This is a genomic window from Streptomyces silaceus, from assembly GCF_001419745.1.
GTDB classification, from domain to species: domain Bacteria; phylum Actinomycetota; class Actinomycetes; order Streptomycetales; family Streptomycetaceae; genus Streptomyces; species Streptomyces silaceus.
Map to the genome: position 1 here is coordinate 1 of NZ_LIRJ01000471.1, position 16819 is coordinate 16819.

The window sequence follows — 16819 nt, forward strand, 5'->3', positions numbered from 1 at the left end:
CTCGTCGGCGCCGACGAGCCGTCCGGTGGGCTGGCGGGCCTGGAGCGCGGCCCGTTCGGCGGCCGGGTCGGGGGCCGCGTCCAGGAGGCGGCCGACCCACGGGGTGTCGACGGTGCCCGGGTTCACGCAGTTGACGCGGATGCCCTCCCGGACGTGGTCGGCGGCCATGGCGAGGGTGAGGGAGAGCACCGCCCCCTTCGACGCCGAGTACAGGGCGCGCTGCGGCAGGCCCGCGGTCGCGGCGATGGAGCAGGTGTTCACGATCGCCGCGCCCCCGTCGCCCGACACGGCGGCGGCGCGCAGGTGGGGCAGGGCGGCGCGGGTCGTGCGGACGATCCCGAGGACGTTGACGTCCAGGACGGAGTGCCACTGGGCGTCGTCGTTGTCCTCGACGGTGCCCTGCGCGCCGATGCCCGCGTTGTTGACCAGGACGTCGAGTCCGCCGAGGTCGGCGGCGGCCGACGCGACCGCCGCGCGTACGGACGCGTCGTCGGTGACGTCGGCGGCGTAGCCGCGCAGCGGCTTCTCCACGCCACCGGGGTCGAGGTCGAGGACGGCCACCTCGGCGCCGCGGGCGGCGAGGAGCTCCGCGGTGGCCCGGCCGATGCCGGACGCCCCGCCGGTGACCAGGGCCCTGCGCCCCTGGAAGTCGGTCATGCGGCTGCTCCCTTGTCCCGTGCGAGGCCCGGCGAAGGGGCGCCCGCGAGGTCGGCGGCCCAGAACGTGCCGCCCGGATAGGTGAACTCGGCGACGGACTCGGCCCGCATGGTCGCCGAGAAGCCGGGTGCGGTCGGGGCCGTGTAGTGGCCCGCGCGCATCACGACGGGGTCGGTGAAGTGTTCGTGGAGGTGGTCGACGTACTCGATGACGCGGTTCTCGGTGCTGCCCGCGAGCGCGACGTAGTCGAACATCGACAGGTGCTGGACGAGCTCGCACAGGCCGACGCCGCCCGCGTGCGGGCAGACGGGGACGCCGAACTGGGCGGCGAGCAGCAGGATCGCGAGGTTCTCGTTGACGCCGCCGACGCGGGCCGCGTCGATCTGGAGGACGTCGATGGCGCCCGCCTGGAGGAGCTGTTTGAAGACGATGCGGTTCTGGACGTGCTCGCCGGTGGCGACCTTGACGGGGGCGACGGCCGTGCGGATCGCGGCGTGGCCGAGGATGTCGTCCGGGCTGGTGGGCTCCTCGATCCAGTAGGGGTCGAACTCGGCGAGCGCCCGCGTCCAGCGGACCGCCTCGTCGACGTTCCAGCGCTGGTTGGCGTCGATCGCCATGCGGATGTCCGGGCCGATGGCCTCGCGGGCGGTGCGGCAGCGCCGGACGTCGTCCGCGAGGTCCGCGCCGACCTTCAGCTTGATCTGCGTGAAGCCGTCCGCGACGGCCCGGCGGGCGAGGCGGGTGAGCTTCTCGTCGCTGTAGCCGAGCCAGCCCGGCGAGGTGGTGTAGCCGGGGAAGCCGTGCTCCCGCAGGGCGGCCTCGCGTCCGGCGGCGCCCTCGCGTCCGGCGCGCAGCAGCGCGAGGGCGTCCTCGCGGGTGAGGGCGTCGGCGATGTAGCGGAAGTCGACCTGGGAGACGAGCCATTCGGGCGTGGCGTCGGCGAGGAACTGCCACAGGGGCTTGCCCGCCCGCTTCGCCGCGAGGTCCCAGACGGCGTTGACGACCGCGCCGATCGCCATGTGCATCACGCCCTTCTCGGGGCCGAGCCAGCGCAGCTGGCTGTCGCCGATGAGGTCGCGGTTGACGGTGCCGGGGTCGGCGCAGAGCTCGTCGACGAAGCGGCCGACGACGTGGTGGCGCAGCGACTGGATCGCGGCGACCTGGACGTCGTTGCCGCGCCCGATGGTGAAGGTGAAGCCGTGTCCCTCGATGCCGTCGCCCGCGTCGGTGCGCAGCACCACGTAGGCGGCGGAGTAGTCGGGATCCGGGTTCATCGCGTCGGATCCGTCCAGTTCCCGGGAGGTCGGGAACCGTATGTCGTAGGTGTCGACCGCGGTGACGCGGGCGGGAGTCGGGGACACAGGAGGCCTTTCCGGAAGGGTGCGGGGAAGCGGCGGACCGGTGGCGGGTCAGTCCTGTGCGCGGCCGGTGGTGACGCGCGCGATCATGAGGGCGACCAGGATGATTCCGCCGTAGATGGCCTGGATCCAGAAGGACGGCACCTGGGCGAGCGTGAGCAGGTTCTGTACGACGCCGAGGAGCAGGACGCCGGTGAGGGCTCCGAACATGGTGCCCTTGCCGCCGTCGAGGCTGATGCCGCCGATGACCGCGGCCGCGAACACCGTGAAGATCATGTTCTGGCCCTGGTTGGCGTTGATCGCGCCGACGTAGCCGGTCTGCATCAGACCGCCGACGGCAGCGAGGGCGCCGGCGACGACGAACACGCCGAGCATGACGCGCTCTACGCGGATGCCGGCGGCGCGCGCCGCGTCCGCGTTGCCGCCGATCGCGTACAGCGCGCGGCCCACCCGGTGGTACTTGAGGACGAACCCCGCGACGCCGAAGGCGACGGCCGCGAGCCACACCGACAGCGGGATGGTCAGGAACGTCGAGGTGGCGAGGGTGTAGAAGGCGTCGGGCATGCCGAAGAGGGTCTTGCCCTTGGTCGCTCCGACGAGCAGGCCGCGCAGCACGATGAGCATGGCGAGCGTCACGATGAAGGCGTTCAGCTTGAGCTTCACCACGAGTACGCCGTTGAAGGCGCCGATGACCGCGCCGACGAGCAGGATCGCGAGGAGGCCCACGGCGGCGGGCAGGTCCGTGCCGAACCCGGCCTGCGCGGCGGGCAGGACGAGCAGCGCGCCGAGGGCGGGCGCGATGCCGACGACGGACTCCAGGGACAGATCGAACTTGCCGGTGATGAGGACGAGCGACTCGGCGAGGACGACCATGGCGAGCGCGGCGGACGCGCCGAGGATGGAGATGAGGTTCCGCTCGGTCAGGAACGAGTCGTTGACGAGCGCGCCGAGCAGCATGAGCAGCAGCAGGGCGGGCACGAGGGCGAGTTCGCGGGCCCGGCGGATCAGGACGGAGCGCGCCTGGGCGCGGGCGTTGCCCGCTTTCGCGACGCCGGTGTCGGCGGTGGTCGGTGAGGCCGACGGGGCCTTGATGTCAGCCACGGTCTCGGTCAGCTCCCTCTGGTTCGTGTGCGGTGACCCCTTCGATGGAGGCGATCAGCTCGTGGTCGTGGAAGCCCGCCGCGTGCTCCGCCACGATCCGGCCGTGGAAGAGGACCAGGACGCGGTCGCAGCGGCGCAGGTCGTCCAGTTCGTCGGAGACGACGAGCACGGCGGTGCCGTCCTCGCGGGCGTTGTCCACACGGGCGAGCAGGGACTCCTTGGACTTCACGTCGACGCCCGCGGTGGGGTTGATCAGGACGAGCAGGCGCGGCCCGGAGGCGAGGGCGCGCGCCATGACGACCTTCTGGGCGTTGCCGCCGGAGAGGTCGGAGACGGGCTGGTCGGGGCCCTCGGCGTGGATGTCGAGGCGGTCGATGAGCTCGCCGGCGAAGCGGCGCCTGGTGTCGGTGCCGATGAACCCGCGGCGGCCGAGCCGGTCGAGGACGCTCATCGTGGCGTTGTCGCCGATCGACATGCCGAAGACGAGGCCCTGGTCGTGGCGGTCGCGCGGGACGCAGCCGACGCCGGCGCGCAGGGCCGCGGTGACATCGCCGAACGGCAGGGCCCGGCCGTCGAGTCGAGCGGTGCCGGAGGTCGGCGTGTGCAGCCCCGCGAAGCTCTCCGCGAGGTTGATCTTGCCACTGCCGCTGGATCCGGCGAGGCCGACGACCTCGCCCTCGCGGACGGTCAGGTCGATGCCGGCGTACGACGCGCCGGTCAGACCCTCGACGTCGAGCACCACGGGGGCGTCGGCGGGGACCTCGGTGCGGGCGACGGCCCTCTCGGCCTCGGCCTGTTCGGCGATGACCTCGCCCGCCATGGCCTCCACCAGGGCGCCGCGCGGGAGTTCGGCGACGGGTGCGGTGGTGATCCAGCGGGCGTCGCGCAGCACGGTGACGGTCTGGCACACCTCGTACACCTCCTGGAGGTGGTGCGAGATGAAGAGGAAGGTGACGCCGGACTCCTGGAGGGTGCGCATGCGCGTGAAGAGGCGCTCGATCTCGCGGTTGTCGAGCTGCGCGGTCGGCTCGTCGAGGACGATGAAACGGGCGCCGAAGCTGAGCGCCCGTGCGATCTCCACCATGTGGCGGTCCTCGACCTTGAGGTCGGCGGTGCGGGCCTCGGGGTCGACGCGGACGTCCCAGGTGTCGAGGACTTGCGCGGCCTCGGTGCGCAGCCTGCGCCAGCTGATGAAGCCGCCGCGGCCCTCGGGCTGCCGGTTGATGAAGAGGTTCTCGGCGACGGTCAGTTCGGGGACGACGGTGGGCTTCTGGTAGACGCAGGCGACCTTGCGGCGCCAGGCGTCGCGGTCGGTGAGCGGCGGCGCGGGTTCGCCGTCGAAGCGGACGGTGCCCTCGTCCGGCGCCTGGAGCCCGGTGAGGACGGTGACGAGGGTGGACTTGCCCGCGCCGTTGCGCCCGACGAGGGCGTGGGACTCGCCGGGCAGGACGGTCAGGCGGCCGTCGCGCAGGGCGACGGTGGGGCCGTACCGTTTCACGATGCCGGAGGCCTCGACGAGCGGGGGCGCGTCGGCCCGGCCGGTGGGGGGCGTGGTCGTCGGGGTAGTCATTGGACCGAGTTGCCCCACAGCTTGGCGTCGTCGACGTTCTCCTTGGTGACCAGCGGGGCGGGCAGCTGGTCCTCCAGGATGCCGCTGGGCAGCTCGACGATCTCGGAGTCGTGGTCGGTCGGTCCGGGCTTGAACTTCTTCCCGTTCATCGCGGCCTTGATGTAGTACATGCCGTACTTGGCGTAGGCGTCGGCGGGCTGCGAGACGGTCGCGTCGATCTGGCCCTTGCGGATCGCGTCGAACTCCTGTGGGATCCCGTCGTTGGAGACGACGGTGATGTGGCCCTTCTGGCCCGCCTTCTTGAGCATCCCCTTGGACTTGAGGGTCTGCAGGGTGGGCGCGAGGTACACGCCGCCGGCCTGCAGGTAGACGCCCTTGAGGTCGGGGTGGGAGTTCAGGAGCGTGTCCAGCTTGGAGGCCGCGGTGTCGGACTCCCACTTGGCGGGGATCTCCAGGACCTTGAGCTTCGGGTACTTCTTCTTCACGCAGGAGCGGAAGGCCTCGGACCGCTCACGGCCGTTGACGGACGCCAGGTCGCCCATGATCTGTACGACCTTGCCGCTCCCGACCTGTTTGCCGAGGTAGTCACAGGCCTTCTCGCCGTACGCGACGTTGTCGGCCCGCACGACCATCGCGACCTTGCCCTTCTCGGGCGCGACGTCGACGGCCACCACGGGGACGCCCTTGCGCTCGGCCTGGTCGAGGCCGGCGGATATCGCGGCGCTGTCGAGCGGCGCGACGACGAGCCCCTTCACGCCCTGGTTCAGCTGGTTGTTGATGTCGGTGATCTGCTGCGAGGGGTCGCTGTTGGAGTTGACGGTCTTCAGCGCGTCGACGTCCTCGGACGTCGCCATCTTCGGCACGTAGTCGTTGTAGGACTGCCAGAACGGCGAGGTCAGCAGGGGCAGGATCACTCCGACCTTGCCCTCTCCGCCGCCCCCGGACCCGGGCGACGCGGTGTCCTTCGTGCTGCCGCACGCGGCGAGCACGAGGGAGGCGCAGGCGGCAGCGGCCGCGACGCGCACCGCCCGCGAACGTCCCATCCTGCTGGGCCTGTTGCGCACTTTCCTGCCGGCCATCTGACAGCTCCTCACCGAGCGGGGACGAACGGGATCGAGTGGATCGAGCGGGGCCCCGAAGACCCGATGACGCGAATATTTATCAGACCACTTGGCACCGTCGACACCCCTCGTCGCCAACTTTTCGCGGTTTCCGGCCGTAGTGGTCGGACCACATCTCTGGCTAGACTGCGGCGCACCCGGCCAGTGGAGGAGCGTTACGTGGACCAGCCAGACCAGTCCGCCCCGCAGAAGGGCACCGTGACGCAGCGGGCCATCGAGCAGATCAAGGCGATGATCGGCGAGGGCCGCCTGGAGCCGGGCCAACGCCTGCCCACCGAACGGGACTTGGCCGCCCAGCTGGGCATCTCGCGCAGTTCGATGCGGGAGGCGATCCGCGCGCTGACGGTGCTCGGCGTCCTGGAGGCCCGGCACGGCTCCGGCATCTACGTCACACAGCTGGAGGCGGGCGACCTCCTGGAGACGTTCGGGGTCGTCGCCGACCTCTCGCGCGGGCCGCGGCTCGTGGAGCTGCTCGAAGTGCGGCGGGTGCTGGAGTCGACGGCGACGGCGACGGCCGCCGCACGCATCTCACCGGACCAACTGGCCGATGTCGAGAAGCACCTGGAGGCGATGAACGCGACGGACGATCCCGAGGAGATCCTCGCGCACGACCTCGCGTTCCACCGCACGATCGCGCTGGCGGCCGGCAACGACACGATGGCGGCGATCCTGGAGGGCCTGTCCTCGCGGACGTTCCGCGCGCGCGTCTGGCGCGGCTATCAGGAGGAGGGCGCCTTCGAGCGTACGCGCCGCGAGCACGCCCGCATCCACCGCGCGCTCGTCGCCCGCGACCCGGAGGCGGCACGGGCCGCGGCGGCGGCACACGTCGGCGAGGTCGAGGAGTGGCTGCGGTCGCAGTTGGACGGGTGAGGAGGCGGCACCGGACGGCGAGGGGCGCGGCACGGCGGCCACCGGCGAAATTCGGGCGACGGATGCCGAACGGCTCTGGCAGCATCCCCGCGTGATCACTGACCCGCGCACCACCCCCTACCTGACCGCCGCCGTACGCAACAACGCCGAGTGGTGCGACGCCGTCTGCCGCTCCCATGGGGTGCCGGGCGCGGTCGAAGGGAGTGTGTGGAGCAGTCCCCGTCGTACTCCCCCGCTGTATCCCGACGCCGTGACGCTCGCGCCCGAGGCCACGGCCGAGGACGTCCTGGCGCGCATCGACGTCACGTCACCCGGCGCCTCCGTCAAGGACAGCTTCGCGACGCTCGACCTCTCCGGGGCGGGCTTCGAGGTGCTGTTCGAGGCGGGGTGGATCCACCGGCCCGGCGGGGAGCCGGCCGCTCCGGCGCCCCGCTGGGAACCGCTCACCGGCGCCGACGCGCTGTCCGCCTGGGAAGCCGCCTGGGCCGGTGACGACACGGACGACGAGCGGCTCTTCCTGCCCCGGCTGCTCGACGACGGCGCGGTCTTCCTCGCGGGAACCGAGGCGGGACGCATCACCGCGGGTGCCGTCGCCCACTCCGCCGCCGGAGCCGTCGGCGTCTCGAACCTCTTCGCCGCCGACGACGACCTGGACACCGCCTGGCGCTCCTGCCTCGCGGCCACGGCCCGCCTGTGGCCGGAGCTGCCGGTCGTCGGGTACGAGGGCGGCGACGACCTGGCGGCCGCGCTGCGCCAGGGCTTCGCCCCCGTCGGCCCGCTGCGCGTATGGCTGCGGACCGACGGGAGCGACTGACGGGCGCGACCGACGACAGGCGGGGGTCAGCCGCGCGTGAACCGCAGCGTCACCAGCTCGAACGGACGCAGCGTCACCGTCACCGCGTCGTCCGCGAGTTCCGGCGCCGCCACCCCGTCCAGCGGCCGCTCCAGCAGGTCGGTCACCGCGACCGAGCCCGCCGAGAACCCGGCCGTCAGCGTGGCCTTCGCCCGGCCGCCGCGCGACTCGTGGAAGCGGACGACCACGTCGCCGCTGCCGTCGTCGGCGAGCTTGACCGCGGTGACGACCACGGCGTCGTCGTCGACCGTGACCAGCGGCGCGACCTCCGAGCCGCCGGCCACCCGACGCTCCGGCAGGTTGATCCGGTAGCCCTCCCGCACCGCGTCGCCGATCGCCGCGCCCGGCACCAGCGCGTGCCGGAAGCGGTGCACGCCCTGGTCGGTCTCGGGGTCGGGGAAGCGCGGGGCGCGCAGCAGGGAGACGCGCAGGGTGGTGGTCGTGCCGGAGTCCTCGGCGCGGACCGTGCGGGTCACGTCATGGCCGTACGTGGAGTCGTTGACCAGCGCGACGCCCCAGCCCGGCTCCTCGATGTGCACGAAGCGGTGGTTGCAGGCCTCGAACTTGGCGGCCTCCCAGCTGGTGTTGGTGTGCGTGGCGCGGTAGAAGTGCCCGAACTGGGTCTCCGACGCGTACCGCTCCGCGTGGACGTCCAGCGGGAAGGCGAGCTTGAGGAACTTCTCCGTCTCGTGCCAGTCGACCTCGGTGTCGATGTCCAGGCGCCGCGCGCCGGGCGCGAGCGAGAGGACCTGGGTGAGCCGCGAGTCGCCGAAGGCCCGCACCACGCGGACCGAGGCGCCCTCGCCCGGCTCGACCGTCTCGGCCTCGACGAGGTCGGTGACGGTGTTGCGGTAGAACTCGTCGACGTCCCACGCGTCCCACATGTTCGGGAAGTCGGCGTGGATCTGCGGCAGGTTCGCCGCGCGGCCGGGCGCGACGGTCTCGCGGTCGGCCACCAGGTCGTACGCGGAGACGACCAGGCCGCGCGCGTCGATCTCCACCCGCAGCAGGCCGTTGTCGAGGACGTAGCCGCCCTCGGCGCGGGTCGCGATCGCCGACTGGCCGCCGATCGCGGCGGGGCGGGCGGCGCCGGCCGGGACGCCGTCGCGGGTGTGCGGCGTGGAGTTGAACACCAGGGCCGCGGTGCCCTCGCCCGCCAGGGCGCGCTGCGCCTTGTCGACGATGCCGGTCAGCTCCTGCGCGAGCGCCGCGTACGTGGCACGGGCCTCGCGGTGCACCCAGGCGATGGACGAGCCGGGCAGGATGTCGTGGAACTGGTGGAGCAGCACCGTCTTCCAGATGCGGTCCAACTGCTCGTAGGGGTAGGCGAATTCGGGGCAGCGCACGGCGGCGGTGGCGGCCCACAGCTCGGCCTCGCGCAGCAGGTGCTCGCTCCTGCGGTTGCCCTGCTTGGTGCCGGCCTGGCTGGTGAGCGTGGCGCGGTGCAGCTCCAGGTAGAGCTCACCGACCCACACCGGCGGGTTCGGGTACTCGGCTTCGGCCTTCTCGAAGAACTGCTCCGGCGTCTCCCACTGGACGGTCGCCGAGCCTTCGAGGTCGCGCAGGCGAGCGGCCTTGGCGATCATCTCGCGGGTGGTGCCGCCGCCTCCGTCGCCCCAGCCGGTGGGCGCCAGGGAGTGCCGGGCCACGCCCTTGTCCTTGAAGTTCTTCGCCGCGTGGGCGATCTCGCTGCCCTTCATCGAGCAGTTGTAGGTGTCGACGGGCGGGAAGTGCGTGAAGATGCGGGTGCCGTCGATGCCCTCCCAGTTGAAGGTGTGGTGCGGGAAGCGGTTGGTCTGCGACCAGGAGATCTTCTGGGTGAGCAGCCACTTGGAGCCGGCCGCCTTGATGATCTGCGGCAGGCCGGCCGCGAAGCCGAAGGTGTCGGGCAGCCACGCCTCGTCGTTCTCGACGCCGAACTCGTCGAGGAAGAACCGCTTGCCGTGCACGAACTGACGGGCCATCGCCTCCGAGCCCGGCATGTTCGTGTCGGACTCGACCCACATGCCGCCGGTGGGCACGAACCGTCCGTCGGCGACGGCCTTCTTGACCTTCGCCCACACCTCGGGGCGGTGCTCCTTGATCCACGCCCACTGCTGCGCCTGGGACATGGCGAACACGAAGTCCGGCTCGTCCTCCAGGAGCGCGGTCATGTTGGAGGTCGTGCGCGCCACCTTGCGCACCGTCTCGCGCAGCGGCCACAGCCACGCGGAGTCGATGTGCGCGTGGCCGACGGCGCTGATGCGGTGCGCGGAGGGCTCGGCGGGGGTGGTGAGCACGCCTTCCAGCCGGGCGCGCGCGGCGGCGGCAGAGCCGTTCACGTCCTGGAGGTCGACGGCGTCGAGCGCGCGGCCGACCGCGCGCACGATGTCGTAGCGCCGTCCGGAGTCGGCGGGCAGCTCCTGCATGAGCTCGCCGAGCACTTCGAGGTCGATGACGAGCTGCCACACGGTCTCGTCGAAGACGGCGAGGTCCATGCGCTCCAGCGTGTACTGGGGCTCGTCGCCCGCGGTCTCCTTGTCGCCGAGCCGGGTGGGCAGGAAGGGGTGGTAGTCGAGGATGACGGGGTTGGAGGCGGCCTCGATGTGCAGCCGCACCTCTTCGCCGCCCTCGGCGGGAGCGGCGATCCGCACCCACTGGTTGCGCGGGTTGAGGCCCTTCACGGGGGTGCCGTCGGGGCGGTAGACGAGGCCCTCGCACTGGAAGCCGGGCATGTTCTCGTCGAAGCCGAGGTCCAGGACGGCCTCGACGGTCCTGCCCGCCCACTCCTTCGGCACCGTCCCGTTCACCCGGAACCAGCTGGTGCCCCAGGGCGCACCCCACTTCTCGCCGACCGCGGTCGGCGCGGGCTCGGCGGCGAGGCCTTCGGCCACGGGGACGGGCTCGCCCGGCGCGTTCCACACGGCGACGTCGAGCGGCACGGAGGCGGGGTACACGGCGGGCCTGATGCGCTCGTCGAGAACGCGCTTGAGTCGGGCCTCGACCAGGGTGCGGTCGTCATGCATGAGGGGTCTCCCGGGTGGGTCGATCGGTGAAGGGGCACAATCCAGCCCCTCCGGCGTGTGAGGAGCGGGGTCCGGGGCGGAGCCCCGTGGCGGGCGGCCGTCGGAGCGCCTACCCGACGTCCTGCGGCAGCAGCACCTCGCGAATGCCCCGCGCGGCAAGATGCTCCGTGTCGGCGGCCCGGCTCGCGAGCACGGCCGTCGGCCGCACCCCGTCCGCCGCGAGGCGGGCGAACGCCTCGAAGAGCACCCCGCCGGGGGCACACGCGGACCGCCGCGAGGGCGCGTCGTCCACGACCACCGCGGTGGTCCGGACCGCCGGCGCGTACACGCGCCCGCGCCACTCCTCGGCGATCCGGGCGATCGCCGCACCCGCGGGCTTGACCTTGCCGTCGTTGGTCAGCAGGCCGAGGCTGTACTCCAGTTCGGGGAAGTCCGCGAGGTCCCGCGAGACGTCGTGCGAGCACCACCACGTCACGCCCCACACGTCCTGGCAGTCGAGCGCGGCGGCGACCGTCTCCTCGGTGAACTCCGCCGCGTGTTCGGCGGGGATCAGGGGCGCGGGCGCGCCGACCTCCTGGAGCCAGACGGGGCGGCGGGGGTCGTCCGCCCAGGCCTTGGACAGCTCGATCATGTACGCCGCGTGCTGCCGCGTCGCCGTGCCGGTGCGCCCGTGGCGCTGGGCCGTGCCGTTGAACACCCACGAGTGCACGGCGGTCGCCCCGCCGAGCCGGGCCGCCTGGGCGGGGGTGAACGGCTGGTCGTCCTGGTACCAGGCCGCGTCGTACTCGGCGTGCACGTGCAGCTTGCCGGGGGCGCCCTCCTCGCAGGCGGCGAGGACGGTCCGCAGCCAGCTGTCCGCCTGCTCCTCGGTGACGCGGTCCGGGTCGGGGTGCGGGCCCGCCGAGAACTGGTTGATCTCGTTGCCGATGGTCATGCCGATGAAGTTCGGCCGGTCGGCGAGCGCGGCGGCCAGCGTGCGCAGGTACGCGGCCTGCCCGGAGATCACGTCCGGGTCGGTGAAGATGTTCCGCCGGTGCCAGGTCTGTGTCCACGCGGGCAGGAAGTCGAAGCTGGACAGATGGCCCTGGAGGCCGTCGACGTTGACGTCGAGGCCCCGTTCGGCGGCGGCGTTGGCGAGCCGGACCAGCTGGTCGACGGCGCGGGGGCGGATCAGGGTGCGGTTGGGCTGGAAGTACGGCCAGATCGGGAAGACCCGGATGTGGTCGAGGCCGAGCGCGGCGATCGCGTCGAGGTCGGCGCGCACGGCGTCGAGGTCGAAGTCGAGCCAGTGGTGGAACCACCCTTGCGCGGGAGTGTAGTTGGCGCCGAAGCGCGGCGTGCCCGACGGGGCTGCGGAGGACGGTGCGGAAGGCAATGAGGATCCTGGTTCTGGAGGGGACGAACGGGGTCAGCCCTTGACCGCGCCCTCGCCGACGCCGCGGAAGAAGTACCGCTGCAGACAGGCGAAGAGGACGATCAGCGGGAGCACGGCGATGACCGTGCCCGCGGCGACGAGGCGCTCGTCGTTGGCGAACGTGCCGTGCAGGTAGTTCAGGCCGATGGTGAGCGTGAACCGGTCCGGGTCGCTCAGCACGATCAGCGGCCACAGGAAGTCGTCCCAGGCGCCCATGAACGCGAAGATCGCGACGACGGCGAGGGTGCCCTTGACCGCGGGCAGCGCGATGCGCGCGAACCGCTGCCAGACGTTGGCGCCGTCGACGAACGCGGCCTCCTCGATCTCGTAGGGCACGTTCAGGAAGGCGTTGCGCATCAGCAGGACGTTGAGCGCGGAGACGCAGCCGGGCAGCAGCACCCCGATGAGGGTGTTGTTCAGGCCGAGCTCACGCATGGTCGTGAACTGGGCGATGATGATGCCCTCGACGGGCACGAGCATCGCCAGGACGAAGACGATCGTGGCCGCCTTGCGGCCGCGGTAGCGCAGGCGTGCCAGGGCGAATCCGGCGAGGGTCGCGCCGACGCAGTTGGTGACGACGTTGGCGGCGGCCACCTTCAGGGAGTTGAGCGCGTAGTCCCAGACGGGGATGGTGTCGGCGACGCGCTCGTAGTTGTGGAGGGTCGGGTCGGAGGGCAGGAACTTCGGCGGGGAGTTGAAGATGTTCTCGTGCGGGCCCTTCAGGGACGTGGAGAGCTGCCAGAGGAACGGGCCGATCATCAGGGCGAGTACGGCGAGCAGGAGGCCGTAGCGCAGGACGATCTCCCACACGGGCATCCGGCGGCCGTTCTCGTCGGTGACGCGCGGCCGGCGCCGGGACTTGGTGTCTGCCGCGTGGTCGGTGGCGCTCACGCGTCCTCCTTCCGGTCCGCCCGCAGCACGAGCAGCATCAGCGCGACGGTGACGACGAAGACGACGACCGAGATGGCCGAGGCGTAGCCGACCCGCCCGGTCAGACCGGTGCCGACGCGCTGCACCAGCATCACGAGCGTGGTGTCCTCGCCGGCCGGGCCGCCGGTGGGGCCCGCCATCAGGTACACCTCGGAGAACACCTTGAAGGCGGCGACCGAGGAGAGCGCGGCGACGAGGACCATGGTGGAGCGCACGGCGGGCACGGTGACGGAGAAGAAGCGGCGCACCGCTCCCGCGCCGTCGACCGCCGCCGCCTCGTGGAGCTCGCGCGGCACGTTGGCGAGCGCCGCGAGATAAATGATCATGTAGTAGCCGAGGCCCTTCCAGACCGTGACGGCCATGGCGCTGAAGAGCAGCAGCCACTCGTCGCTCAGGAAGCCGACCTTGCCGACGCCGACGGCCTCGAGGACCGCGTTGACCAGGCCCCGTTCGTCGAGCATCCACACCCAGATCAGTCCGACGACGACGATCGAGGCGACCACCGGGGTGTAGAAGGCGGACCGGAAGAAGGTGATGCCGGGGATGTGCTTCTGGACGAGCATCGCGAGCAGCAGCGGCAGCAGCACGAGCGCGGGGACGACCCCGACGACGTACAGCACGCTGTTGCGCAGTCCGATCCAGAACATCTCGTCGTGCCACAGCTCACGGAAGTTGTCGAAGCCGACGAACTTCCCCTCGATCAGCGTGCGTTTGTCGGTGAAGGAGTTGATGAGCGTGCTGATGAACGGATAGAGGATGAAGATGCCGACGATCGCGAGGCCGGGCGCCGCGAACAGCCAGGGGCTGGTGGGCAGTTGGCGCCGGATGCGGCCCCCGCCGCGCCCCTCGGGGGTGGAGGTGCGGGGCGCGGGAGGTGCCGCGGGGGCGTCGGCCGGGGTGGCGTGGGTGGTGCTGGGGCTCTTCATGGTCGTACGGGTCCCTGCCCTCAGCTCGTCTGGAGCAGCCGGTCGCAGTTCTTGACAGCGTTGTCAAGTGCTTCCTTGGGGGTCTCCTTGCCCTGCAGCGCCTTGGCGACGGCGTTGCGCAGCTCGACCTTCATCTGCTCGCTGAAGAGCACGGGCGTGTAGTTCACCGCGGTCTTGATGGACTTGGCGGCGGCGACGCGCACCCGCGTCTCCTCCTTGCCGTCCTCCTTGGTGAAGTACGGGTCGTCCAGGGAGCCCTTCGTGCTCGGGAAGATCGCGACCTTCTTGGCGAACTCCATCTGGTGCTCGGCGTCGGTGACGAAGTGCGCGAAGGCGACGGCGGCCGGCGTCTGCTTGGTGCGGGCGTTCACCATCACGCCCATCACGTACATGTTGTCCTTGCCGGTACTGCTGATCTGCGGGGTGATGCCGATGTTCTTGTAGAGCGAGGGCGCGTCCTTCTTGAACCTCTCCAGGTCCAGGGCGCTGCCGGGGTTCATGGCCACGGCCTCGGTGAGGAACTTCTTGCCCGTCGACTCCGGGGTGGCGGTCAGGGCCTGCCCGTCCAGCGCCTTCGCGTCGTACAACTTCTTGTACTCGGTGAGGAGTTCGACGCCCTTCGCGTCGTTGAAGGTGAAGCCGGTGCCCTCCTTGTTCATCAGCGGCACGCCGTAGCGGCCGAAGTCCTCGATGGCGGGGACGTTGGCGAGCGTGGCCGTCTTGCCGCCGCTCTTCTTCGCCAGCCGCATCGACTGGTCGAAGAGTTCGTCGAACGTCTTGGGCGGCTTGTTCTCGTCCAGCCCGGCGTCCTTGAACAGCCGCTTGTTGTAGAAGAGCGGCCCGGTGTTCAGGTACCAGGGGAAGGCGTACGTGCCGTCCATGCCCGGTATCCGGTGGCTCTTCCACGCCCCGGGCAGGTACTCCTTCTCGTACTTCCCCGCGGCCTTGCCGAGGTCGAGGGCCAGGCCCGCCTTCGCGAGCGGGGCGACGAGGTCGGGCGAGACGTTCACGACGTCGGGCAGCGTGCCCGCGGCGGCGTCGGCGCTGATCTTGTCGGCGTAGCCCTCGCCGGGCTGGTCGATCCAGTTCACCTCGGTGCCGGGGTACTTCTTCTCGAACTCGTCGACGACGCCCTCGAAGTAGTCCTTGAAGTTGGCCTTCAGGTTCCAGGTCTGGAAGGTGATCTTGCCTTCGATCTTCCCCGACGCGTCCGTGGAGCCGCCGTCACCGCCGTCGCCACAGGCGCTCAACGGCAGCAGGACGGCGAGGACGGCGCCTGCGGCGACCGCTCTGCGGGGGATGCGGGAGATACGCACGGTGAAACGGCTCCTTTGCTCGGCCCAGCGTGAGGCGGCGGTGACTGCGGCCGTCCGAGCCGGGGCAATCCACGCCGAGGCAGACCCTGCACGCAACGGCGATTAAAAGTCAATGGATTGGCTTGGATCGATATCTGTGATCGCCCGAACATGCCAGTAACCTCCCAGGTCAGAAAGGCGCGTTGAAGGTCTTGCGGCAAACGACTAATGCGCTTTAGAGTCGGCCCGCTCAAGCGCATTAGTGCACGGGCGCCAGGAAAGGGGCATCGGGTGCAAGGCAAGCGGTCACCGGCGCGCAGACCGACCATGAAGGACATCGCGCGCCGCGCCGGGGTCTCCGAGAGCGCCGTCTCGTTCGCGCTCAACGACCGCCCCGGCGTCTCCGCCATCACCCGCGACCGGGTGCGCAGGGTCGCCGAGCAGCTGGGCTGGCGGCCCAGCACGGCGGCGCGCGCCCTGTCCGGCGAGGGCTCGGCGACGGTGGGCCTGGTGGTGGCGCGCCCGGCGGAGACGCTGGGCGTCGACTCGTTCTTCCTGCAGCTCATCTCGGGCATCCAGGAGGTCCTGGCGGAGCGGCACCTGGGGCTGCTGTTCCAGGTGGTGGAGGATGTGACGGCCGAGTGCGCGGTCTACCGCCGCTGGTGGGCCGAGCACCGGGTGGACGGCGTCCTGGTCGTCGACCCGCGCACCGACGATCCCCGGCCCGCGCTCCTGGACGAACTGGGCCTGCCCGCGGTGGTGACCGGCGGCGTGCCCGACCCCGACGCGGGACACCCGGGCCTGTCCACGGTCTGGGCGGACGACGCGGGCGCGATGGCGTCGGTCGTGGGGCATCTGCACACGCTCGGGCACCGACGCATCGTCCACATCGCGGGCCTCGAAGGCCTCGCGCACACCGAGCGCCGCATCCGCACCCTGCGCGCCGAGGCGGCGAGCCGCGGCCTGTCCGGGGTGCGTTCGGTGCCGACGGACTACTCGGACGCGGAGGGCGCCGCCGCGACCCGGCGGGTCCTGGAGTCCGCCGAGCCGCCGACGGCGCTCGTGTACGACAACGACGTGATGGCCGTGGCCGGCGTCGCCGCCGCGACCTCCCTGGGCTTCGCGGTCCCCGACGACGTCTCGGTCGTCGCCTGGGAGGACTCGGCGCTGTGCCGCATGGTGCACCCGTGGCTGACGGCGCTCTCCCGGGACACCGTCGCCTTCGGCCGCACCGCGGCCCGGGAACTGCTCGCCCTCCTGGACGACGGGCCCGCGGCGACGGTCCAGGTGCCGCTGCCGCGGCTCATCGAGCGGGAGAGCACGGGACCCGTCCGGAGCTGACCGTCCGTCACGCCTGGCCGGACCCCGGACCGGGCGTCACGCTTCCTTGGCGGCCTCCAGCGGGCCAAGCGCCGCCGCCCTGCGGGCCGGGACCGCCGCCGCGACCGCGCCGATCGCCAGGGAGGACAGGCACACCAGGAGCAGCGTCCCCCAGGGCAGCGCCAGGGAGTACTGCTCGATCGCGCCGTTGGCGAGCGAGCCGACCGCCCAGGCGCCGAACAGGCCGCCCGCGACCGGCGCATCAGGTCGTCGTCCTCGACCAGCAGCACGCGGACGGGGCGCGGGGCCGCCCCGGGCGAGACGGGTGAGGACACGGCGGAGAGCTCCTGTTCGGGCGGTCCGGAGCGGGTGGTCCGGGGGCGGAGGGTCCCGGTGGGA

The 16819-nt window shown here is 71.6% G+C and carries 13 protein-coding genes and 1 pseudogene; 3 read left to right on the top strand and 11 right to left on the bottom strand.

Going from position 1 to position 16819, the window contains the following annotated elements:
• From AOK22_RS34360 to AOK22_RS34380, 5 genes are all read right to left on the bottom strand, one after another.
• The coding region (locus AOK22_RS34360; RefSeq protein ID WP_055702634.1) for an SDR family NAD(P)-dependent oxidoreductase at positions 1–657 on the bottom strand (657 nt) is incomplete at its 3' end.
• Entirely contained in the window at positions 654–2018 is a 1365-nt protein-coding gene (locus AOK22_RS34365; protein WP_055702635.1) for an L-fuconate dehydratase, read from the bottom strand. The genes AOK22_RS34360 and AOK22_RS34365, both read right to left, overlap by 4 nt.
• Before the next feature lie 48 nt (positions 2019–2066).
• The gene (locus AOK22_RS34370) at positions 2067–3116 is read right to left on the bottom strand and encodes an ABC transporter permease (RefSeq protein WP_055702636.1); all 1050 of its coding nucleotides are present in this window, start codon (positions 3114–3116) and stop codon (positions 2067–2069) included.
• Positions 3109–4686, bottom strand: coding sequence for a sugar ABC transporter ATP-binding protein (locus AOK22_RS34375; RefSeq protein ID WP_055702637.1), 1578 nt, complete (start codon positions 4684–4686; stop codon positions 3109–3111). The genes AOK22_RS34370 and AOK22_RS34375 overlap by 8 nt, the downstream gene beginning before the upstream one ends.
• The gene (locus AOK22_RS34380) at positions 4683–5765 is read right to left on the bottom strand and encodes a sugar ABC transporter substrate-binding protein (protein WP_055702638.1); all 1083 of its coding nucleotides are present in this window, start codon (positions 5763–5765) and stop codon (positions 4683–4685) included. Before AOK22_RS34380 ends, AOK22_RS34375 begins: the two co-directional genes overlap by 4 nt.
• A gap of 201 nt (positions 5766–5966) precedes the next feature.
• Between AOK22_RS34380 and AOK22_RS34385 the strand changes: the two genes are divergently transcribed.
• Together AOK22_RS34385 and AOK22_RS34390 are read left to right on the top strand one after the other, a co-directional pair.
• Positions 5967–6677: a FadR/GntR family transcriptional regulator gene (locus AOK22_RS34385; RefSeq protein ID WP_107102100.1), complete on the top strand. Its 711-nt coding sequence runs from the start codon at positions 5967–5969 to the stop codon at positions 6675–6677.
• A 94-nt stretch (positions 6678–6771) separates the two neighbouring features.
• Positions 6772–7491 carry a hypothetical protein gene (locus tag AOK22_RS34390; RefSeq protein WP_425264105.1) on the top strand — a complete coding sequence of 240 codons (720 nt, stop codon included), beginning with the start codon at positions 6772–6774 and terminating at the stop codon, positions 7489–7491.
• A gap of 26 nt (positions 7492–7517) precedes the next feature.
• On the opposite strand, the gene AOK22_RS34395 is transcribed toward AOK22_RS34390, so the two are convergent.
• From AOK22_RS34395 to AOK22_RS34415, 5 genes are all read right to left on the bottom strand, one after another.
• Positions 7518–10535 carry an alpha-mannosidase gene (locus AOK22_RS34395; RefSeq protein WP_055702640.1) on the bottom strand — a complete coding sequence of 1006 codons (3018 nt, stop codon included), beginning with the start codon at positions 10533–10535 and terminating at the stop codon, positions 7518–7520.
• A gap of 109 nt (positions 10536–10644) precedes the next feature.
• The gene (locus AOK22_RS34400) at positions 10645–11910 is read right to left on the bottom strand and encodes a glycoside hydrolase 5 family protein (RefSeq protein ID WP_055702641.1); all 1266 of its coding nucleotides are present in this window, start codon (positions 11908–11910) and stop codon (positions 10645–10647) included.
• 33 nt (positions 11911–11943) lie between these two features.
• Positions 11944–12765, bottom strand: a complete 822-nt coding sequence (locus AOK22_RS34405) for a carbohydrate ABC transporter permease (protein ID WP_244165221.1) — start codon at positions 12763–12765, stop codon at positions 11944–11946.
• Positions 12766–12836: 71 nt separating this feature from the next.
• Positions 12837–13805 (bottom strand): carbohydrate ABC transporter permease, encoded by a 969-nt coding sequence (locus AOK22_RS34410; RefSeq protein ID WP_079037010.1) that lies wholly within the window; start codon positions 13803–13805, stop codon positions 12837–12839.
• Positions 13806–13825: 20 nt separating this feature from the next.
• Positions 13826–15121 (bottom strand): extracellular solute-binding protein, encoded by a 1296-nt coding sequence (locus AOK22_RS34415; protein WP_055702643.1) that lies wholly within the window; start codon positions 15119–15121, stop codon positions 13826–13828.
• A 306-nt stretch (positions 15122–15427) separates the two neighbouring features.
• Here AOK22_RS34415 and AOK22_RS34420 point away from each other — a divergent pair, with 306 nt between their 5' ends.
• Positions 15428–16441, top strand: coding sequence for a LacI family DNA-binding transcriptional regulator (locus tag AOK22_RS34420; protein ID WP_055702644.1), 1014 nt, complete (start codon positions 15428–15430; stop codon positions 16439–16441).
• Between the two features lie 36 nt (positions 16442–16477).
• Here the strand turns inward: AOK22_RS34420 and AOK22_RS43265 are convergent.
• Positions 16478–16819, bottom strand: a pseudogene (locus AOK22_RS43265) (hypothetical protein); the annotation flags it as partial.